This window comes from Psychromonas algarum, assembly GCF_004376845.1.
Taxonomy (GTDB): domain Bacteria; phylum Pseudomonadota; class Gammaproteobacteria; order Enterobacterales; family Psychromonadaceae; genus Psychromonas.
In genome coordinates this window covers 179,087-195,380 of sequence record NZ_SNUW01000008.1, presented here as the reverse complement: position 1 = coordinate 195,380, position 16,294 = coordinate 179,087, and the positions used below count along the sequence as shown (strand labels likewise).

General features: G+C 36.7%; 12 protein-coding genes. 4 read left to right on the top strand and 8 right to left on the bottom strand.

What is annotated here, in order from left to right; translation table 11 throughout:
- Positions 1 to 94: 94 nt before the first annotated feature.
- Complete coding sequence (locus E2R68_RS09355; protein ID WP_134277430.1) at positions 95 to 925, bottom strand: uracil-xanthine permease family protein; 831 nt, start codon at positions 923 to 925, stop codon at positions 95 to 97.
- Positions 926 to 1,303: 378 nt separating this feature from the next.
- Entirely contained in the window at positions 1,304 to 2,746 is a 1,443-nt protein-coding gene (locus E2R68_RS09350; RefSeq protein ID WP_134277429.1) for an NCS1 family nucleobase:cation symporter-1, read from the bottom strand.
- A 275-nt stretch (positions 2,747 to 3,021) separates the two neighbouring features.
- On the opposite strand from E2R68_RS09350, the gene E2R68_RS09345 reads away from it, so the two are divergent.
- The 3 genes from E2R68_RS09345 to puuE are packed head-to-tail and all read left to right on the top strand — an operon-like array spanning position 3,022 to position 5,433.
- On the top strand, positions 3,022 to 3,702 hold the full coding sequence (locus E2R68_RS09345; protein WP_134277428.1) for a GntR family transcriptional regulator: 681 nt from the start codon (positions 3,022 to 3,024) through the stop codon (positions 3,700 to 3,702).
- Positions 3,703 to 3,705: 3 nt separating this feature from the next.
- Entirely contained in the window at positions 3,706 to 4,452 is a 747-nt protein-coding gene (locus tag E2R68_RS09340) for an aspartate/glutamate racemase family protein (RefSeq protein ID WP_134277427.1), read from the top strand.
- 30 nt (positions 4,453 to 4,482) lie between these two features.
- Complete coding sequence (puuE, locus tag E2R68_RS09335) at positions 4,483 to 5,433, top strand: allantoinase PuuE (RefSeq protein WP_134277426.1); 951 nt, start codon at positions 4,483 to 4,485, stop codon at positions 5,431 to 5,433.
- 108 nt (positions 5,434 to 5,541) lie between these two features.
- Here puuE and E2R68_RS09330 read toward each other — a convergent pair whose 3' ends face one another.
- The 6 genes from E2R68_RS09330 to E2R68_RS09305 are packed head-to-tail and all read right to left on the bottom strand — an operon-like array spanning position 5,542 to position 12,710.
- Positions 5,542 to 6,789, bottom strand: coding sequence for an allantoate amidohydrolase (locus tag E2R68_RS09330; protein ID WP_134277425.1), 1,248 nt, complete (start codon positions 6,787 to 6,789; stop codon positions 5,542 to 5,544).
- An 18-nt stretch (positions 6,790 to 6,807) separates the two neighbouring features.
- The gene (gene pucG, locus E2R68_RS09325; RefSeq protein ID WP_134277424.1) at positions 6,808 to 8,040 is read right to left on the bottom strand and encodes a pyridoxal-phosphate-dependent aminotransferase family protein; all 1,233 of its coding nucleotides are present in this window, start codon (positions 8,038 to 8,040) and stop codon (positions 6,808 to 6,810) included.
- Positions 8,030 to 9,607, bottom strand: a complete 1,578-nt coding sequence (locus E2R68_RS09320; protein WP_134277423.1) for a gamma-glutamyltransferase family protein — start codon at positions 9,605 to 9,607, stop codon at positions 8,030 to 8,032. Before E2R68_RS09320 ends, pucG begins: the two co-directional genes overlap by 11 nt.
- Position 9,608: 1 nt before the next feature.
- A complete protein-coding gene (locus E2R68_RS09315) occupies positions 9,609 to 10,802 on the bottom strand; it encodes an amidase (RefSeq protein WP_208380188.1) in 1,194 nt (397 codons plus the stop codon).
- A gap of 54 nt (positions 10,803 to 10,856) precedes the next feature.
- Complete coding sequence (locus E2R68_RS09310) at positions 10,857 to 11,852, bottom strand: bile acid:sodium symporter family protein (RefSeq protein ID WP_243834638.1); 996 nt, start codon at positions 11,850 to 11,852, stop codon at positions 10,857 to 10,859.
- A 39-nt stretch (positions 11,853 to 11,891) separates the two neighbouring features.
- The gene (locus tag E2R68_RS09305) at positions 11,892 to 12,710 is read right to left on the bottom strand and encodes a MurR/RpiR family transcriptional regulator (RefSeq protein ID WP_134277422.1); all 819 of its coding nucleotides are present in this window, start codon (positions 12,708 to 12,710) and stop codon (positions 11,892 to 11,894) included.
- A gap of 922 nt (positions 12,711 to 13,632) precedes the next feature.
- Here E2R68_RS09305 and E2R68_RS09300 point away from each other — a divergent pair.
- On the top strand, positions 13,633 to 15,939 hold the full coding sequence (locus tag E2R68_RS09300) for a sensor domain-containing protein (RefSeq protein WP_134277421.1): 2,307 nt from the start codon (positions 13,633 to 13,635) through the stop codon (positions 15,937 to 15,939).
- Positions 15,940 to 16,294: the final 355 nt, after the last annotated feature.

Here is a 16,294-nt window from a genome sequence, read left to right as displayed (position 1 = left end):
GATTATAACGACATAGTCGATCAATGTTGTAGGGCTTGGAACAGCTTCTGCGAAGACACAAGCCGAGTCATTTCATTATGCTTTAGAGACTGGACTAAATTGGAAACTTAATTAACGGAATTGGTATAATTAAATAAATAAGCGCAATTGGAATAAACGCTGCAATATCAAATGAAAAACCGTATTTGAAGGGGACTGGTAGGCTAATAAATGACTCAACGTGTCCAATCGCTTCATAGTTAACTTTACCCATCAATACGGCTGCGACCATACCAACAATCATACCGATGATAATAGATGATAAACGGATCCATTGGTTGCCAAATTTATGTGCAGCAATAATGGTTGCCATTACTAAAGCTCCTAAAAATAGGTTACCAAAACTGGCAAATTGCTCAGGTTTATTGATCATTAACCATTGCCCACCCGCTAAATCTGTAAAGCCCACTTTAATTAAGCTAATACCAATAACGGTGATCACTGTGCCAGTTACAACAGGCGTAATAACGCGTTTTAGTTTGTCTAAACATTGGCTAACAGCAATTTCAACAAATGCACCTAATACACAAACAGTGAAGATAAGTGATAAAATTTCATCTGGCCCACCGCCATTTGCTTTAGCAATAAAGCCAGCAGCAAGTACTGAGCTTAAAAATGCAAAACTCGTTCCTTGTACGCATATCATCCCTGCACCAATACCAATTGGTTTTTTAGCCTGAATAATGGTACCGACACCCGATACCATTAATGACATTGAAATTAAATAAGGAATCTCATCACCTAATCCTAGGATCCCGCCAATAATAAGAGTAGGAGTTATAATGCCTATGAAACTTGCTAATACGTGTTGTAATGCGGCAAAAAAAGACGCTTTTTTTGATGGGTTATCATCAAGCTTATAAATTAATTCAGACTCTTCACTCATCTTGTATTTCCCTATTAAGTACGTGAAACGATTGGAACTATTTATATTTCTTTTGCAACGAACGTGCCATTTATGGGGTGAAATAATAAGTTTAAATAAAACAATGGCTTAGTGTTTTTTCGGCTGTCTTTTGGAATGATATAAAAATAACATTTAACTAGTTTGGTGCAGTTCGCGCACTTTATTTGAACAGGGGGAATGATGTGTAATAGAAATGTTGTAAATAACTTTAATAGATCTGACTTCAAAAAGATTATGGTTATTTAATATAGATATCAATATTAAGCGAGCATTTTTAGGTGGAGGTTAATTTTGATGTGAAATAAATATAAGAGCTTAGCTAAGCCCTTATATTTTTAGTTATGGTGTTGTGAATTTTTATAATTGTTCAGCTAGCTTTCCAGACATAGCTAGCGACTTTTTCTCTTTCGTCATTAACACCCGGTAGACAAACGCTGCTGTAAAGCCACCAATAAAGATAGCGTAATTCGCTAAGCCATCAATAAAGAAGGTTGCAAAAATAGCAAGTAAACCTGCCACTAATAGTGCGTAAATACTTTTAATATTGAAGCCATTTTCATACCAGTAAATACCTTTAGGTGATTCAGTATATAAAGAGTCGATATCAATATGGCCTTTCTTAATAAAATAGTAATCTGTAATAATGATACCGTATAAAGGACCTATCATTGCGGCTAAAACATCTACCGTATAATGAATTACTTCTGGGTTGTTAAATAGGTTCCAAGGGGTTAATAAAATAGATCCAAACGCTGCAATAAAACCACCTACTTTAAAGCTTATTTTTTGTGGTGCTACATTTGAGAAGTCAAAAGCAGGCGCTACAAAATTAGCAACGATATTGATACCAACGGTGGCAAAAATGAATGTTAATGCACCTAATACAGTGATCATTCCTGAATCAAGGCGTTTAACTGTTTCAAGTGGATCTGTAATCATTTCCCCAAAAACTGGAATTGATGCAGAAACAATTAATACACTAAACAATGAAAATAAAATAAAGTTAACAGGTAAACCTAATAAATTACCAAATTTCAATTGCTTATAGCTCACACAATAACGAGAAAAGTCACTGAAGTTTAGCGTCGGGCCTGCAAAGTAACCTGCAACAAGTGAAGTTGCGATGAACATTTGTATTGCAGCATCCCATCCGACTAGTTTCTCTGAACTTAAGTTAAAACTAATGTTTTCCCAACCAGCTAGGTTAACGAGATAGATACATAATGCAAACATAGCAATGTAAATAGCAGGACCTGAGTAGTCGATTACTTTACGTATCATATCCATGCCAAACATAAATACGATAGCTTGTAATAGCCACATTGAAGAAAAACCAATCCAGCCTAAATAAGATAACCCTAAAAATTCAGGTTCAGCAAGGCTTGCTGCGGAAGGGTAAAAATAAAGAATTAAAATAATAAAAGCACTAGAAGCAAGGTAAGTTTGAATGCCATACCAAACGACTGCAATCAACCCTCTTATTACTGCGGGTATGTTGGCTCCAAAAACACCAAATGACATACGCGCAATGATCGGAAAGGGGGCACCACTTTTTTGTCCCGGTTTACCCATTAAATTAGCAAATAATAAAACAATAGATATACCTGCTAATAAACTGATGAATACTTGAATACCGTTTAAACCCAATGCAAATAAACTGGCTGCAAATACGTATCCTCCAACACTATGTACGTCCGACATCCAGAAAGCGAAAATGCTATACCACCCCCATTTCTGTTCTTTTTCTGGTAATAAATCTTCATTACTAAGGCGAGGACTAATTAATAATTTATCTGACATAACCAAACTCCATATATATTGTATACAATTTATGGTGCATGTATTGTGCCAAATTTAAAGACCCTATTAAATATAGGCTTTTAGTTTGTATGTATAGGTTTAAAAGTTATTAGTTGGTTTAATCTGCACCAGGATTAAGCATTTTTTGATCTATTTGGTGCGTTGTGTCGCTTGATTTATATTCATCTAGCGTTAAGCTACTTACCTATTTTCAATAAAGTTGTATACATTGTGGTGGTGTTTGTTGTATACAATAAAAGGTCGGAAAAATAACAGTGAGCAATAATTTGAGCGATGAATACATTTACAAGCAAATACTAAAGTCGATTGTGGAACATCAATTACCTCCAGGGGCTAGATTGCCTGAAGATAAGTTGTCGGAAGCTTTTGGTCGAAGTCGTACGAGTATTCGTAAGGTATTGCAGCGTTTAGCATTAGAGCGCATTGTTACGATTGCACCTAATAAGGGAGCGCAAGTTAGTCGTCCCTCTGAGCAAGAAGCAAAAGAGGTGTTAAATAGTCGTATTATGCTTGAGCCACTGCTTATTCCAGAAGTATTAAAAAGATGGTCGAATACTAATTCAAAACACTTTCGCCAAATGGTCAAAGCTGAGAAGCAAGCTGAAAAAGAGGAAGATCAAGCTTCTCTAATTCAACTGACTGCCCAATTTCATTATGAACTTGCACATTTTTCAGGTAACTCAGTTATGGCTGAGTTTATAGAGCAATTATGCTATCGATCTTCTTTAATTATTGCAGCTTTTGGATCTCGTCATAGTGTGAGCTGTGATTGCGGTGACCACCTTGTGCTAATTGAACTATTAGATAAGGGGGAGGTTCAAAGAGCTGAGAAATGGATGAGGGATCATTTAACGCATATAAAATCTTCTTTGAAATTGACGATAAGTGATGACCAAAAAATTAATTTCCAACAACTTTTTTCCACTATGGACTAACAAATGAAAATAAATTTAATCAATCCTAATACCTGTATTGGGATGACTGAAAAAATAGCCAATTCAGCAAGAGCTGTTGCTATTAATACAACGGAAATTATTGCATCTTCCCCAAAGCATGGTCCGGAAAGCATCGAAAGCGCCTTTGATGAGGTTATTGCTTCTGCTGCGCTGTTAGATGTGATCCGAGAAGGGGAAGCACAACAAGTTGATGCTCATATTATTGCTTGTTTTGGTGATCCCGCTTTGGATGCCGCTCGTGAAATTGCAACGGTTCCTGTGATTGGTATTGCTGGAGCAGCTTTCCAATTAGCAAGTTTAGTTTCTTACCAATTTGGTATTGTAACAACGATGACACGTACTTTACCTGCTAGTGAACACCTATTACAACGTTATGGTTATCAGCATTTTTGTAGTGGCGCTCGTGCTACCGATATTGCGGTATTAGACCTTGAAGATACCAGTGATGAGATTTACCTTGAACTTAAACAAGAATGTGAAAAGTCTATTCGAATTGATAGTGCTGAAGCAATTGTATTAGGTTGTGCTGGCATGTCAGATCTTGCTGAACGTTTGTCGGAAGATCTACAAGTACCTGTTATTGATGGGGTATCAGCAGCGGTTAAATTAGCTGAGTCATTACATCAATTAGGGCTTAAAACCAGCAAGATTGGTCAGTATGGTCAACCTTTAAAGAAAGCATTTCATGGCCGTTATCAGCATTTGGATAGCAGCTCGAAAAATAGATAATACAAAACAAAACTTAACTAGAAGGTAACTATGATGATTGATAATCCCCGCGATTATATTGGTTATGGAAGAGATAATGTACCTGATGCCAATTGGCCTAACAATGCTAAGATTGCAGTACAGTTTGTGCTCAACTACGAAGAAGGGGGAGAAAACTGTATATTACATGGCGACTCTCATTCAGAAACATTTTTATCTGAAATTGCAGGAGCAGAAGCTTACCCTGAACGTCATATGAGTATGGAATCATTATACGAATATGGGTCTCGAACTGGAGTCTGGCGCATACTGAATGAGTTTAAAGCACGTAGTTTACCGTTAACGGTATTTGGTGTGGCGACCGCATTACAACGAAATCCTGAAGTGACTAAAGCGATTATTGAAGATGGACATGAGATTGCTTGCCATGGTTTAAAGTGGCTGCATTATCAACATACACCTATTGCAGAAGAACGTGCCGATATGGCTGAAGCATTGGATATTATAGAAAACTTAACAGGCACGCGCCCGTTAGGTTGGTATACAGGCCGTGATTCACCTAATACGCGTTTATTAGTGGCTGAGCAAAAAGGCTTAGCTTACGACTCTGATTATTATGGTGATGACTTACCTTTTTGGATGCAAGTTCCCAGTGAAAAGGCCAATAACGAATCAGAAGGTAAACAGCAAACTCGCCCTCATTTAGTTATCCCTTATACGCTTGATAATAATGATATGCGCTTTTCATCTCCCTATGGTTTTAGTCATGGTGATGAGTTCTTCCAGTATTTAAAAGATAGTTTTGATTGTTTATACGCGGAAGGGGATGACAAGCCTAAAATGATGTCGATTGGTTTGCATTGTCGAGTGATTGGTAAGCCAAGCCGCTTTATGGCACTGAAAAAATTCTTAGATTACGTACAGTCACATGATAATGTATGGATTGCTCGCCGAGATGAAATTGCTCAACATTGGATAGATAACCATCCTTATTCTAAATAACTTCTATTGAAGTTATGCTTTTACTATTTGAATCCAAGCATTATTTTTAATAAAAAGGCAGCTTAAATATATATATAAGCTGCCTTTTTAGTTGTTATTTTATTCTTTTTATTGAGCTAGTTTTCTGATCATGTCAGTTAAACAATTTAATGAAACGGCAACATCTTTTGTCATTACTTGTTCCCTTGGGTTATGGCTAATGCCTTTATCACAGCGAACAAATAACATGCCGATATCAGTAATATTAGTCATGACCATCGCATCATGTCCTGCACCACTTGATAGAAAACAAGGTGTTTTTTGAGTATGTTGCTGCACAACTTCCCCCCATTTTTGCTGTAAATCATCGCTACATAAAACAGCTTCTGCTTGATACAGAGTCTCATGTTGTAAGGTTAATTGACGCTTTTCTGCGATATCATTTAATTGCTGTAATAACAGTTCGCAGCAGTTTTCTAAAGTTGATTGAGACTGGCTACGTATATCCACAGTGAAATGCACTTCACCTGCGATAACGTTAACTGCGCCAGGGAATACATCACAACGACCAACAGTAGCTACAATCTCATGTTCAATAGCAAACTGCTCTATGGTAGAAATCATCTGTGCTACACCACTCATTGCATCACGGCGTAATGGCAATGGCACGGTACCTGCATGACCAGCCATACCTTTAAGCTTAAATTGATAACGTTTTGCACCTGCAATGCCTGTGACAACTCCAACAGGTAAATCCAGATCTTCTAATACCGGACCTTGCTCAATATGCACTTCTAAATACGCAAGTATGTCAGCAGCATTACGCTTATCTTTACCTGCTGCTGCTGGGTCTAAGCCAAACTCTTGCATTGCTTGAGCCATACTAATACCTTGGCTGTCTGTCACTGCTAACCATTCTTCTTTAAAGCAACCTGCTGTTGCACTTGAACCAATCAAAGTAGTATTAAAACGAGTTCCTTCTTCATCAGCAAACGCGACAATATCAACATGAAAAGGTAATTCTTCACCGGTTAATTGAAACATTGCTTCAATCGCCAGTAATACACCTAAGTTGCCATCGTATTTACCTGCATTCGCAACCGTATCACTGTGTGATCCGATTAATAACGTGGGTAATGTTGGGTTAGAAGATACTTTTCTTCCCCATTGATTACCTACGCTATCTTCCCATGTTTGTAAGCCAGCTTGCTCCATCCATTGCGCTATTTGTTGATGAGCAAGTTTATGCTCAGGCGTTAAATAAGCGCGCAGTAGGCCATCTTCCATGGCAGTGAACGTCGCTAGATGATCTGCCCATTGCATGATTTTAGCCGCGGCAAGTTCACTTGTTTCATGTGCATCATTTGTTGATAGCATAAAGACTCCTGATGCTTTTTAAAGTGTGTAATACTGCATAGCGGTTGTTACAGCTTGACCTGCATGAATATTGACTTTGTATTTTAGAAGTATTGATTCAAGTGCTGCTAGCGTTGTTAATACACATTCTTGGCGAGCGTTAAAACCCATGGTACCGATACGCCAGATTTTACCGTGTAATGGGCCAAATGAAGTACCGATTTCAATGCCAAAACAAAGTAGTAATTCTTGGCGTACTTTATCGCCATCAAGGCCATCAGGAATGTATACACCAACAACATTATTCATTTTGTATTGTTGGTTACCAAACAATTTTAAGCCCATTGCTTTTAGGCCCATCGCCATTGCATCGCCAGCTTGCTTATGACGAGAAATTACCTGTTCACTGCCTTCTTCTAAGAAGATGCGAGCACATTCTCGTGCAGCATATAACATGCTGGTAGCTTCAGTGTGGTGGTTTAAACGTTCAGGTCCCCAATAATCCATGACCATCGCTAAATCAAAATAGTTAGATTGGATAATGGCATCGGTGCCTGCTGTATGGTGGTCGGCGCGAATACCTGCTTCTACGTGTTTGCGACGATTAATAACATCTGCACAGGCGTCGCTTAAAGAAATTGGCGCACTACCAGAAGGACCGCCTAGACATTTTTGTAACCCTGCAGATACAGCATCAAGATGCCATTCATCAACTTTTAATTCATTACCTGCAATTGAGGCCGTAGCGTCACAATAAAAAAGCACTCCATGACGCTGACAAATCTCACCAAACTCAGCGAGAGGTTGATTCATAGTTGTGGAGGTATCACCTTGTACAGTGGCTAATAATTTTGGTTGGAATTCTTTAATAGCTTGTTCTACTAATTCAGGCGGGCAAACTTCACCCCATTCAATATCAATAGTTTTTACGACAGCACCAACACGTTGTGCGATTTCACACAATAGGTGACCAAAACGACCAATTACTGGGATCAATACTTTATCGCCAGGTTGTAACACTGAGACTAAGACCGCTTCAATACCTGCGCGTGCAGTACCATCGACTAACATGGTTTGCTTGTTATCGGTTTCAAGTAGGTCTCGATACAATGATTGCACTTGATTCATGTAGCCTGTCATTACTGGATCGTATTGACCAATTAAAGCAGAAGATATTGCCTGATGGACACGTGGATAAGCATTGATTGGGCCTGGTCCCATTAAAAGACGAACAGGTGGATTAAGTGTTTCAAATAAAGATTTAGCTGTCATGATTTTCTCCAAGTAAACTTTGCCCATCACTACGAGGGTCGCTAGTGGCTGCTGCTTTGCCATTTTTATTAAGCAAAATGGCTCCTGCGTGGCCCATTAATTCATTGTTATCTGTCACAGGAGTGACGTCATGTCCAAGCGTCTGTAAAGCCGCTCCATGTGTTTGATAAAGTTGGTTTTCTAAACGTAAATTATTACTACTGTCACCCCATGTGCGCCCTAATAACCAGCGAGGTGAGGCAACGGCATCGGTTAAATTCATTGCTTGGTAAATATGTCGGCTGAATAAACAAGCTTGAGTTTGTGGTTGCCCCTCACCACCCATTGAACCGTAAACCATTCGACGTCCATCATTGAATTCAGCATAAGCGGGATTTAAAGTATGGAAGGGTTTTTTACCTGCTTTAAGTACATTGTGGTGATTGGCATCAAGGGTGAAACTTTTGCCACGAATACTCCATGTGATGCCACTACTTGGTAGCACAACACCAGATCCAAATTCCCAGTAAATACTTTGTATAAAACTTACCATGGTGCCGTATTGATCTGTTGCACCCATCCAAACAGTATCACCTGTTTTTGCTAGATGCGGCCAAGGTAAAGCTTTCTTAAAAGAGATCTTTTTGGCACATGCTTCAACAACATCATCACTTAACCAATTTTGTAATGGTTCGCTTAAATAAGCAGGATCTGTTATTTGCTGATCGCGAATAATAAAAGCTTGTTTACTGGCTTCAACCAGTAAATGGATATGATCAGATTCAGATTTTACGTGGTCAACTAACTTGTCATAAATAGCTAAGATTAATAAAGACGCTAACCCTTGAGTCGGTGCATCTAGGTTATATAAATGACCTTTAGATATTTCTACTGTTAACGGTGTTTGCACTGTCGCTTGATATGCATGGAAATCATCAAGTGTTAGCGGACTACCTGCTTGAGCAAGTTCTTTTGCCATCTCTTCTGCTAATTCACCACGATAGAATTCATCTAAACCAAATTCAGCTAAACGTTTGAAGGTCTTAGCTAATGCAGGATTAGAGATGGAGTCTCCAACTTGTAATGTTTTACCTTGCTTAAGATAGTGCTCAGCAAAAGGGGCTAAAGTACTTAATCGGTCAAAGGTTTTTTCACTGGCATCGACCAAACTTTGAGTGACCTCTATTCCTTTTTCTGCTGCATCAATGGCAGGTTGAAGGAGTGAGTTTAATGTTTTATTACTTGCGTTTAATGTTAATGCTTGTTGCCAACCTGCAACCGTTCCCGCCATTGTGAAAGCAGATTTTCCGCCACTATCTGGTAATTCATCTGCTGCTTGACGATAACTTTCCACGTTAATATTTAAAGCTGCTGCACCACAAGCATCAATAGCGACTGGCTTTTCACCCACTTTACAAATGAGCCAGAATCCATCACCACCAATACTGTTCATATGTGGATATTGCACCGTTACCATCGCGGCAGCTGCAACCATTGCTTCACTTGCTGTACCGCCTGCGTCTAATATGGCTTGGCCTGCTTGCGCTGCTTTATAATGTGGGGCGGTAAATGAGGTTTGATAAGTCATTTTATTGCTCTCCTTGCCATAAGCTCAAGCCTGTTGCGAATAAGTCAGCTTCTTTATCTGCAATACTCATTAATGAAAATCCACATGGACCTTCTGATAGTCCTTGCATTGGAAGATGTAACTGAGGAAAACCTGTTAAACCTGCAATGCTGGTTAATCCCATTAATTGTGAGCGATATTCAGCTAATTCATTACCAGCCATTGTCAGTGCGGGTGGGCCAGAAGGAGTGGTAGGTAATATCCATAATCCTTGCATATCATTAAAAAGATCCAGTAACTTTTGTTGGAAAGTGTGTTGCTGTGCTTTGGCTTCATTGTACTGTTTTTGCGTGATAGTACGCGCCCAAATAATACGTTGCATAATTGAAGGATCTAATGAATCACCGTGCTCTTTTAACCAGATATCATGCTCTTCAATAATTTCAAAGCCTTGGATTGTGCGGAATAATAAGCTTAATGAGTCTAGTGAATGCCCGCTACTCGCCAATAAATCACATTCAATAAGTGTGATATTGGCTTGTGTGCACCATTGCTTTAATTTAGTTAGGCGTTCAGCGTTTAGTTGGCTTGCTAATACACTATCAATATAGATTTTTGTTGCTGCTGTTCCTAGTTCTTGCTTTTCACTTAATACAGAAAAAATAATCGATAATTTCTTAAGATCTCGAGTAAAAACACCTGCAGTATCAAAACTTTTTGATAGTTGAAAAGCATTATCTAAAGCTAATTTACCAAGTGTGGGACGTAAACCAAATAAACCACAATAACTAGCCGGAACACGTACAGAGCCACCAGTATCAGTTCCGAGGGCAAAGTCCGCTTCATGATTTGCAACTGCCACGGCACTACCGCTAGAAGAACCGCCTGGTAAACAATCGGGCGCGAGTGGATTTACTGGTGTGCCGTAGTGGATATTCTGACCATTTAAGCTATACGCCAATTCATCCGTTTGCACTCGGCCTACGCAAGCAGCGCCATTTGCTAATAAGCAGTCTATTAAACTAGAGCTCTGTTTAGCTATTTGATGACTGTTTAACCAAACTGGATTACCTGCACCAGTGATATAACCTTCAACATCGAATAAGTCTTTAAAAACAAATGTTAATTTACTAAGTACACCTGTTGCCGTTGCAGTTAAGGTTTCTGGTCCTTGCGTGCAGTACACTCTTGTATCTTTAGTTATTTTCTTACCCATTTCTTAAATCCTTGTTTAAATTTTTTATGCTTCGGTTATTAGCGTTTGCTAATTTTATGCAGGTTTAGTTTGTTTACTTTGCTCGGCATAACGATTGGCTAATATTGCGCAGTAAAAAATTTGAATCGGATGGTAAAGCATTATTGGTAGTAGGATCATTCCTAAATCTGGATTGCTACCGAAGATAACGGTTGCCATTGGAATACCTGCCGCAAGCGTTTTTTTAGTTCCACAAAATACACTAGCTACTTCATCGGCTAATTCAAATTTACAACGACGAGCACCCCATTGAATAAGATGAACCATGATTAAAAGCACAACAACACAAATTAAAATCGAAGTAATTAACATTTGTAATGAGAATGAATCCCAAATGCGGTTGGCTACTGAATTGCAGAATGCGTTGTAAACGATTAATAAAATGACGTATTTATCTACTTTACTCACTACTGATTTATGCTTTTGAGCAAAAGTTAATAGTAACGGTCTTGCTAGTTGGCCAATAATCATTGGCATAAGAAGTAATTTAGAAATTGAGATGATTGATGCCATTAAATCAAGCTCTGCACCTTTGAATCCCATAAATGTTTGGATCAGCAGAGGGGTAATGAATATTCCCAAAATACTTGATAAAGAAGCATTGAAAATTGCACCAGGGACATTACCTTTACCCACACTGGTCATTGCTACAGAAGAAGAAATAGTGCTTGGTAATACAAATAAATAACAAAAGCCAAAGGCTAATGCAGCAGGCATATAAGCGAGTAATAAGTCACCAAAAATAAGCCAAAGTATTGGGTATGCGATAAAGGTCGCTGCTTGGATATAAATATGCATGCGCCAGTTACTAATACCTGCTTTTATTGCAGATGGGGATAAGCCTAAACCGTGGAGGAAAAATACAATCGCAACACCAATGCCTGTAACTTTATCTAGGCTTATAACTCCGCCACTTTTACCGAAATCAGCACTGACTATGGCTAATAAAATGGCAATGACCATACCTACTAAAAACCATTCTTTTTTAAGTTTATTTATAATATTTATCATGTGTTTAATACTCTTGTTACTTTTTTAAAATTGAATTAATTATTCTAATTCGTTAAGTTTTGAATAATTATTCGCTATTTTATTACTTACTTTGGTCGCTTCATTTTTCAGTACTTGGTAAGTACTGTTTACTAAATGAGAAATTAAACTCATTGGCACTGAGTAACTATCAAGTGGTACTTCATTATTCATGTGGCAAATCAATGTATATGTGGTGCTTTGAGCATATTTTTGTCCTGATTGATCTGTGATCAATAAAAATTTATTGCCTTGTAACTGCTCAATTATTTTAGAAAAATGACTAACTCGGCGACGGATACCAATGACGATGACAAAATCATTTTCTTCAATCGCTGCTAAATCCTCCCCTATGGTTTGACCGGGCAAAGGTAATAATTCAACATTGCCACGACATTGCATCAACTGTTGACGAAAGTGCATCGCTAATGGATAGCTATTTCGATAGCCAATAATTTTAATACGTGGTGCTGTTGCTAGATCGTTAATAATGGCCTTCGTATCTATGTTGTTAAGTTGATCTCTCAAACGCTCTAACGCTTTAATTTCTTGGTAAAAATCGCAGTTTTCTGAATAGTTAGTTAGTACTGGTTGACCACTTTCTCGTACCGTTAATAACTCATTACGTAATGAAAGATGATCTGCATATCCTAAGCGACGAATAAAACGACTAACACTAGTTTTAGAAACAGAGCAAGCTTCCGCAATCTCATTGGTTGACATGATCAATACTTTTTCTGGATTGAGCAGCAGATAATCAGCTAAGCGACGAGTATTTTGTGTGAGATCTGCATAATGTAAGGTAATTCTTTCAGTCAACGAATAGCTATCTCTGGTCATTTTTATTCCTTGCAAGTACAGCAGAAAGACTAATTAAAATTTCATATTGTATGTTTATATTTCATTCAAAGAGAAACATTTGGAACTTTTCTTGTTTGTTTTGCAACGATCGTGCCATCTAAATTATTTGCTTGTAAGTCTCATAAAAACAATTGCTTATGTGTTTTTTGTTAAATTTTTTAATGGAAGTATTTTTTTATTGTTCTTTTTTGGTGCAAATAACGCGCTGTGATTGAGCATTTATAAGTCATGTCTATCTGAGATATTGGAATGAAAGAATGGGAAAATATTATCTAATTACAAAAAAGTAGGAATTAATATGCTATTACGTATTGTTGATATGAGGCTATAAAACGAAAAATAAGTTGAAAGTATAAGTTCTACCATTGGTTAATGGGGCATCTGATGGCGATGCTAAGAATTTCTCTACTTTTATATTATTTGATGAGCAATTCTAGTTAACTCCTTTCTCTCATCTGTTGTCACATTTAGGGGGGGGACAATATATTTTAATAAATAGTGAGTCTTGTTTGTTGAGCTTTTGGGGTTTTTATTTTGTGTTTTTTGTGTTTTTATAACACTTTGACTTTTTAAGAAGAAGCTGTCGTTTTATTGTCAATTTCATTCAATTTATTGTTCCTTTTTTGGAATAAAATGACTTAAGTTTACTCATATCCTATATTGTCTATAATAATCATATACATATTAAACTTCTGGATCTGTTACGTAAACTTTCTATTCATTCCAATTATTAGAGTTAGGTCTGTTTATGTAACAACACTTTATGCTTATAGCCTCTGTCTCATATATTATGAAACCTAGGTGTAGAAGCATCGATCACTACATCATTCAAAAATCTTAAGTTATATTTTATCTGTATTACCCTATAGATAAAAACATTGTCTTCTATGGAGTATTAAATATGCCCAATATTGTAGAGATGATCTCTATAAAAAAAAATATAGGCGTAGTTCTCATCGCTTGTATTGCTTCTGTCATTATTCTTTTAGTCCATGTGTATTTATCTATTCAAATGGGACTCCTATTTAGCCTATTGGTTATATTTATCGTTATCATAAGTAGTTTATTCTTAGTTTCATATTTGGCTTACGAGAAGTACAGATTAAGTGAACAGGTCATACGTAATATTCTTCACAATATTACAGATGTTGTTGCAATAAAAGATGAAGAGGGGCGTTTTACTTATGCGAATAAAAGTGTATCAAAGCTTTATAAGGCAACAGAATCAGAATTAATTGGAAAAACAGATTATGATTTCACAGGTAATTTAGCCCAATCTGAAGCTATTCAAGAAAATACGAAAGCAGCGTTAGACAAACTTGAAACCATAGAGAGTTTTGAGTCTTCTACTGATATGAATACAAATGAAGTAAATCATTATCATTCAATTAAAATTCCATTTTATAATGCACAGAAGCAATTAAGATTATTTATTATTGCTAAAAACATTACTGACATTATAAAGTTGAAAGAAGAATCTGAAAAAAATAAAGCTCGTTTACAGAATGTATTAGACGTTTCAGAAGAAGGGTTATGGGAATGGGAACCTCAAACTGGACGAGTAAAACATAATGAGCAATGGGGGAATATGTCAGGCATTCCTTTTAGTGAGGAATCATTCACAGAATATGAAAACTGTATTTTTAAAGAAGATAAACCAATTGTTTATGAAGCTCTTGGTAATTTATTAGAAAAAAATCAACCGTTCAATATTAAGTATCGTTTTAAACGACCTGATGGAGAGGTTATTTGGGTATGGGATAGAGGTCGAGTTGCAGAGCGAGATAAAGATAATAATCCAACTTTGGTGGTAGGGTTAGTACTTGATATTACACAGGAAAAGTATAATCAACAGAAAATACATCAGCTTGCCTATCATGACCAGTTAACAGGCCTTTCCAATAGAGTGCAATTCGAAATTGATTTACGCAATACACTTCAACAAAGCCAACAAGAAGATACTTATAGTGCGTTACTTTTTTTAGATTTGGATAGGTTTAAGCTACTTAATGATAATTATGGGCACCACATGGGGGATCAATTGTTATCAACTATTGCCCAAACCCTACTGAATAATAAACAAAGCAATGAGATGGTCGCTAGATTGGGTGGAGACGAATTTGTGGTTATTTTGCCGCTTATTGATAAAGATATAAAGTGTGCAACCTCTTATACTAAAAACTATTCAAATCAATTGATTGCATTATTATCTGAGTCTGTTTCTTTAAAAAATGAGTTACAAGACGTTGATATAGAATATGCAGTAACTGTCAGTATGGGCGGTGTGATTTTTAAATCTAATGATAATAATATTTTTGAAAATAAAATTCTTCAATTAGCTGATATGGCGTTATATAGAGCAAAAGCAAATGGTGGTAATGAAGCTATTATTCTCGATATTGAGGCTAAAAGTGATTTAAATTACAGTAGTGAACTACAGAAAACGATGCGCAATGCGATCGATAAACATGAATTCTGCATTCATTTACAGCCCCAATATAATGATCTGCATTTTATCATTGGAGCAGAAGCTTTAGTGCGTTGGGAGCATCCAACTCTAGGCTTATTAAGCCCGCATTCATTTATTGAAATGGCAGAAGAAAGTAATCTCATTATCCCTATTGGAATGCAGGTCCTTAAACAATCATGTGAACAACTACAAAAATGGCAGGCGTCAGCATCGACTGCACATTTGAGTATTTCTGTTAATTTAAGCGCTAAACAAATTTGGCAGAAGCTTTTTGCTGAAGAAATAATCGAAGTTGTTAGATCCTATGATATTGATCCTACTAAATTAATTGTAGAGGTTACAGAGTCTCTCTTTATTAAAGACATTAAGGATGCAACGAAGAAGTTATGCAAGCTTAAAAGTATTGGTATTTCAGTTTCTCTCGATGACTTTGGGACGGGTTTTTCTTCTTTGAGTTACTTAAGAGATTTACCAATAGATGAAATAAAAATTGACCGCTCTTTTATGCAAGATATTAATACAGATAAACAAGCACTGATCATGGTTAAATCAATTATCAATCTTGCTAACAATTTTAATTTAAAAGTAGTGTCTGAAGGTGTCGAAGAAAAAGAACAGTTAGATTTATTGAAGCAACTTGGTTTATCTATTTTCCAAGGGTTTTATTTTAGTAAACCCATTCCACCAAAAGAGATGGATAAGTTACTTTTAGATGCATCAAATAATGGCTTTTTATAAGAATTTATTGATTACCTTTGCAAGGTCTTTCTAGGGTATTGGATTTAAGTCCTTATCCTATATGTAATATTTTCTAAAATAATTAATATTTCATTTTCTTAGCCTAACTATGTCATTAGTTTGTAGGTAAAACTTAATCATATTTGACTCTAATATATCTGATAAAGAATAAAATTTAGTAACAGGGGGAATCGAAGTGTGAGCGAGTGCTCCTGAAAATTACATAAAAATGTTTACGCGCTTTTGATTCTGATGATTTCGATCTTCTTTAGCGAAAAATTCACTATTTTTCTTATATATTTTCTCATTTTAAGTGGGATTTTTGACGACCACATATCATTTTCTTATATTAATA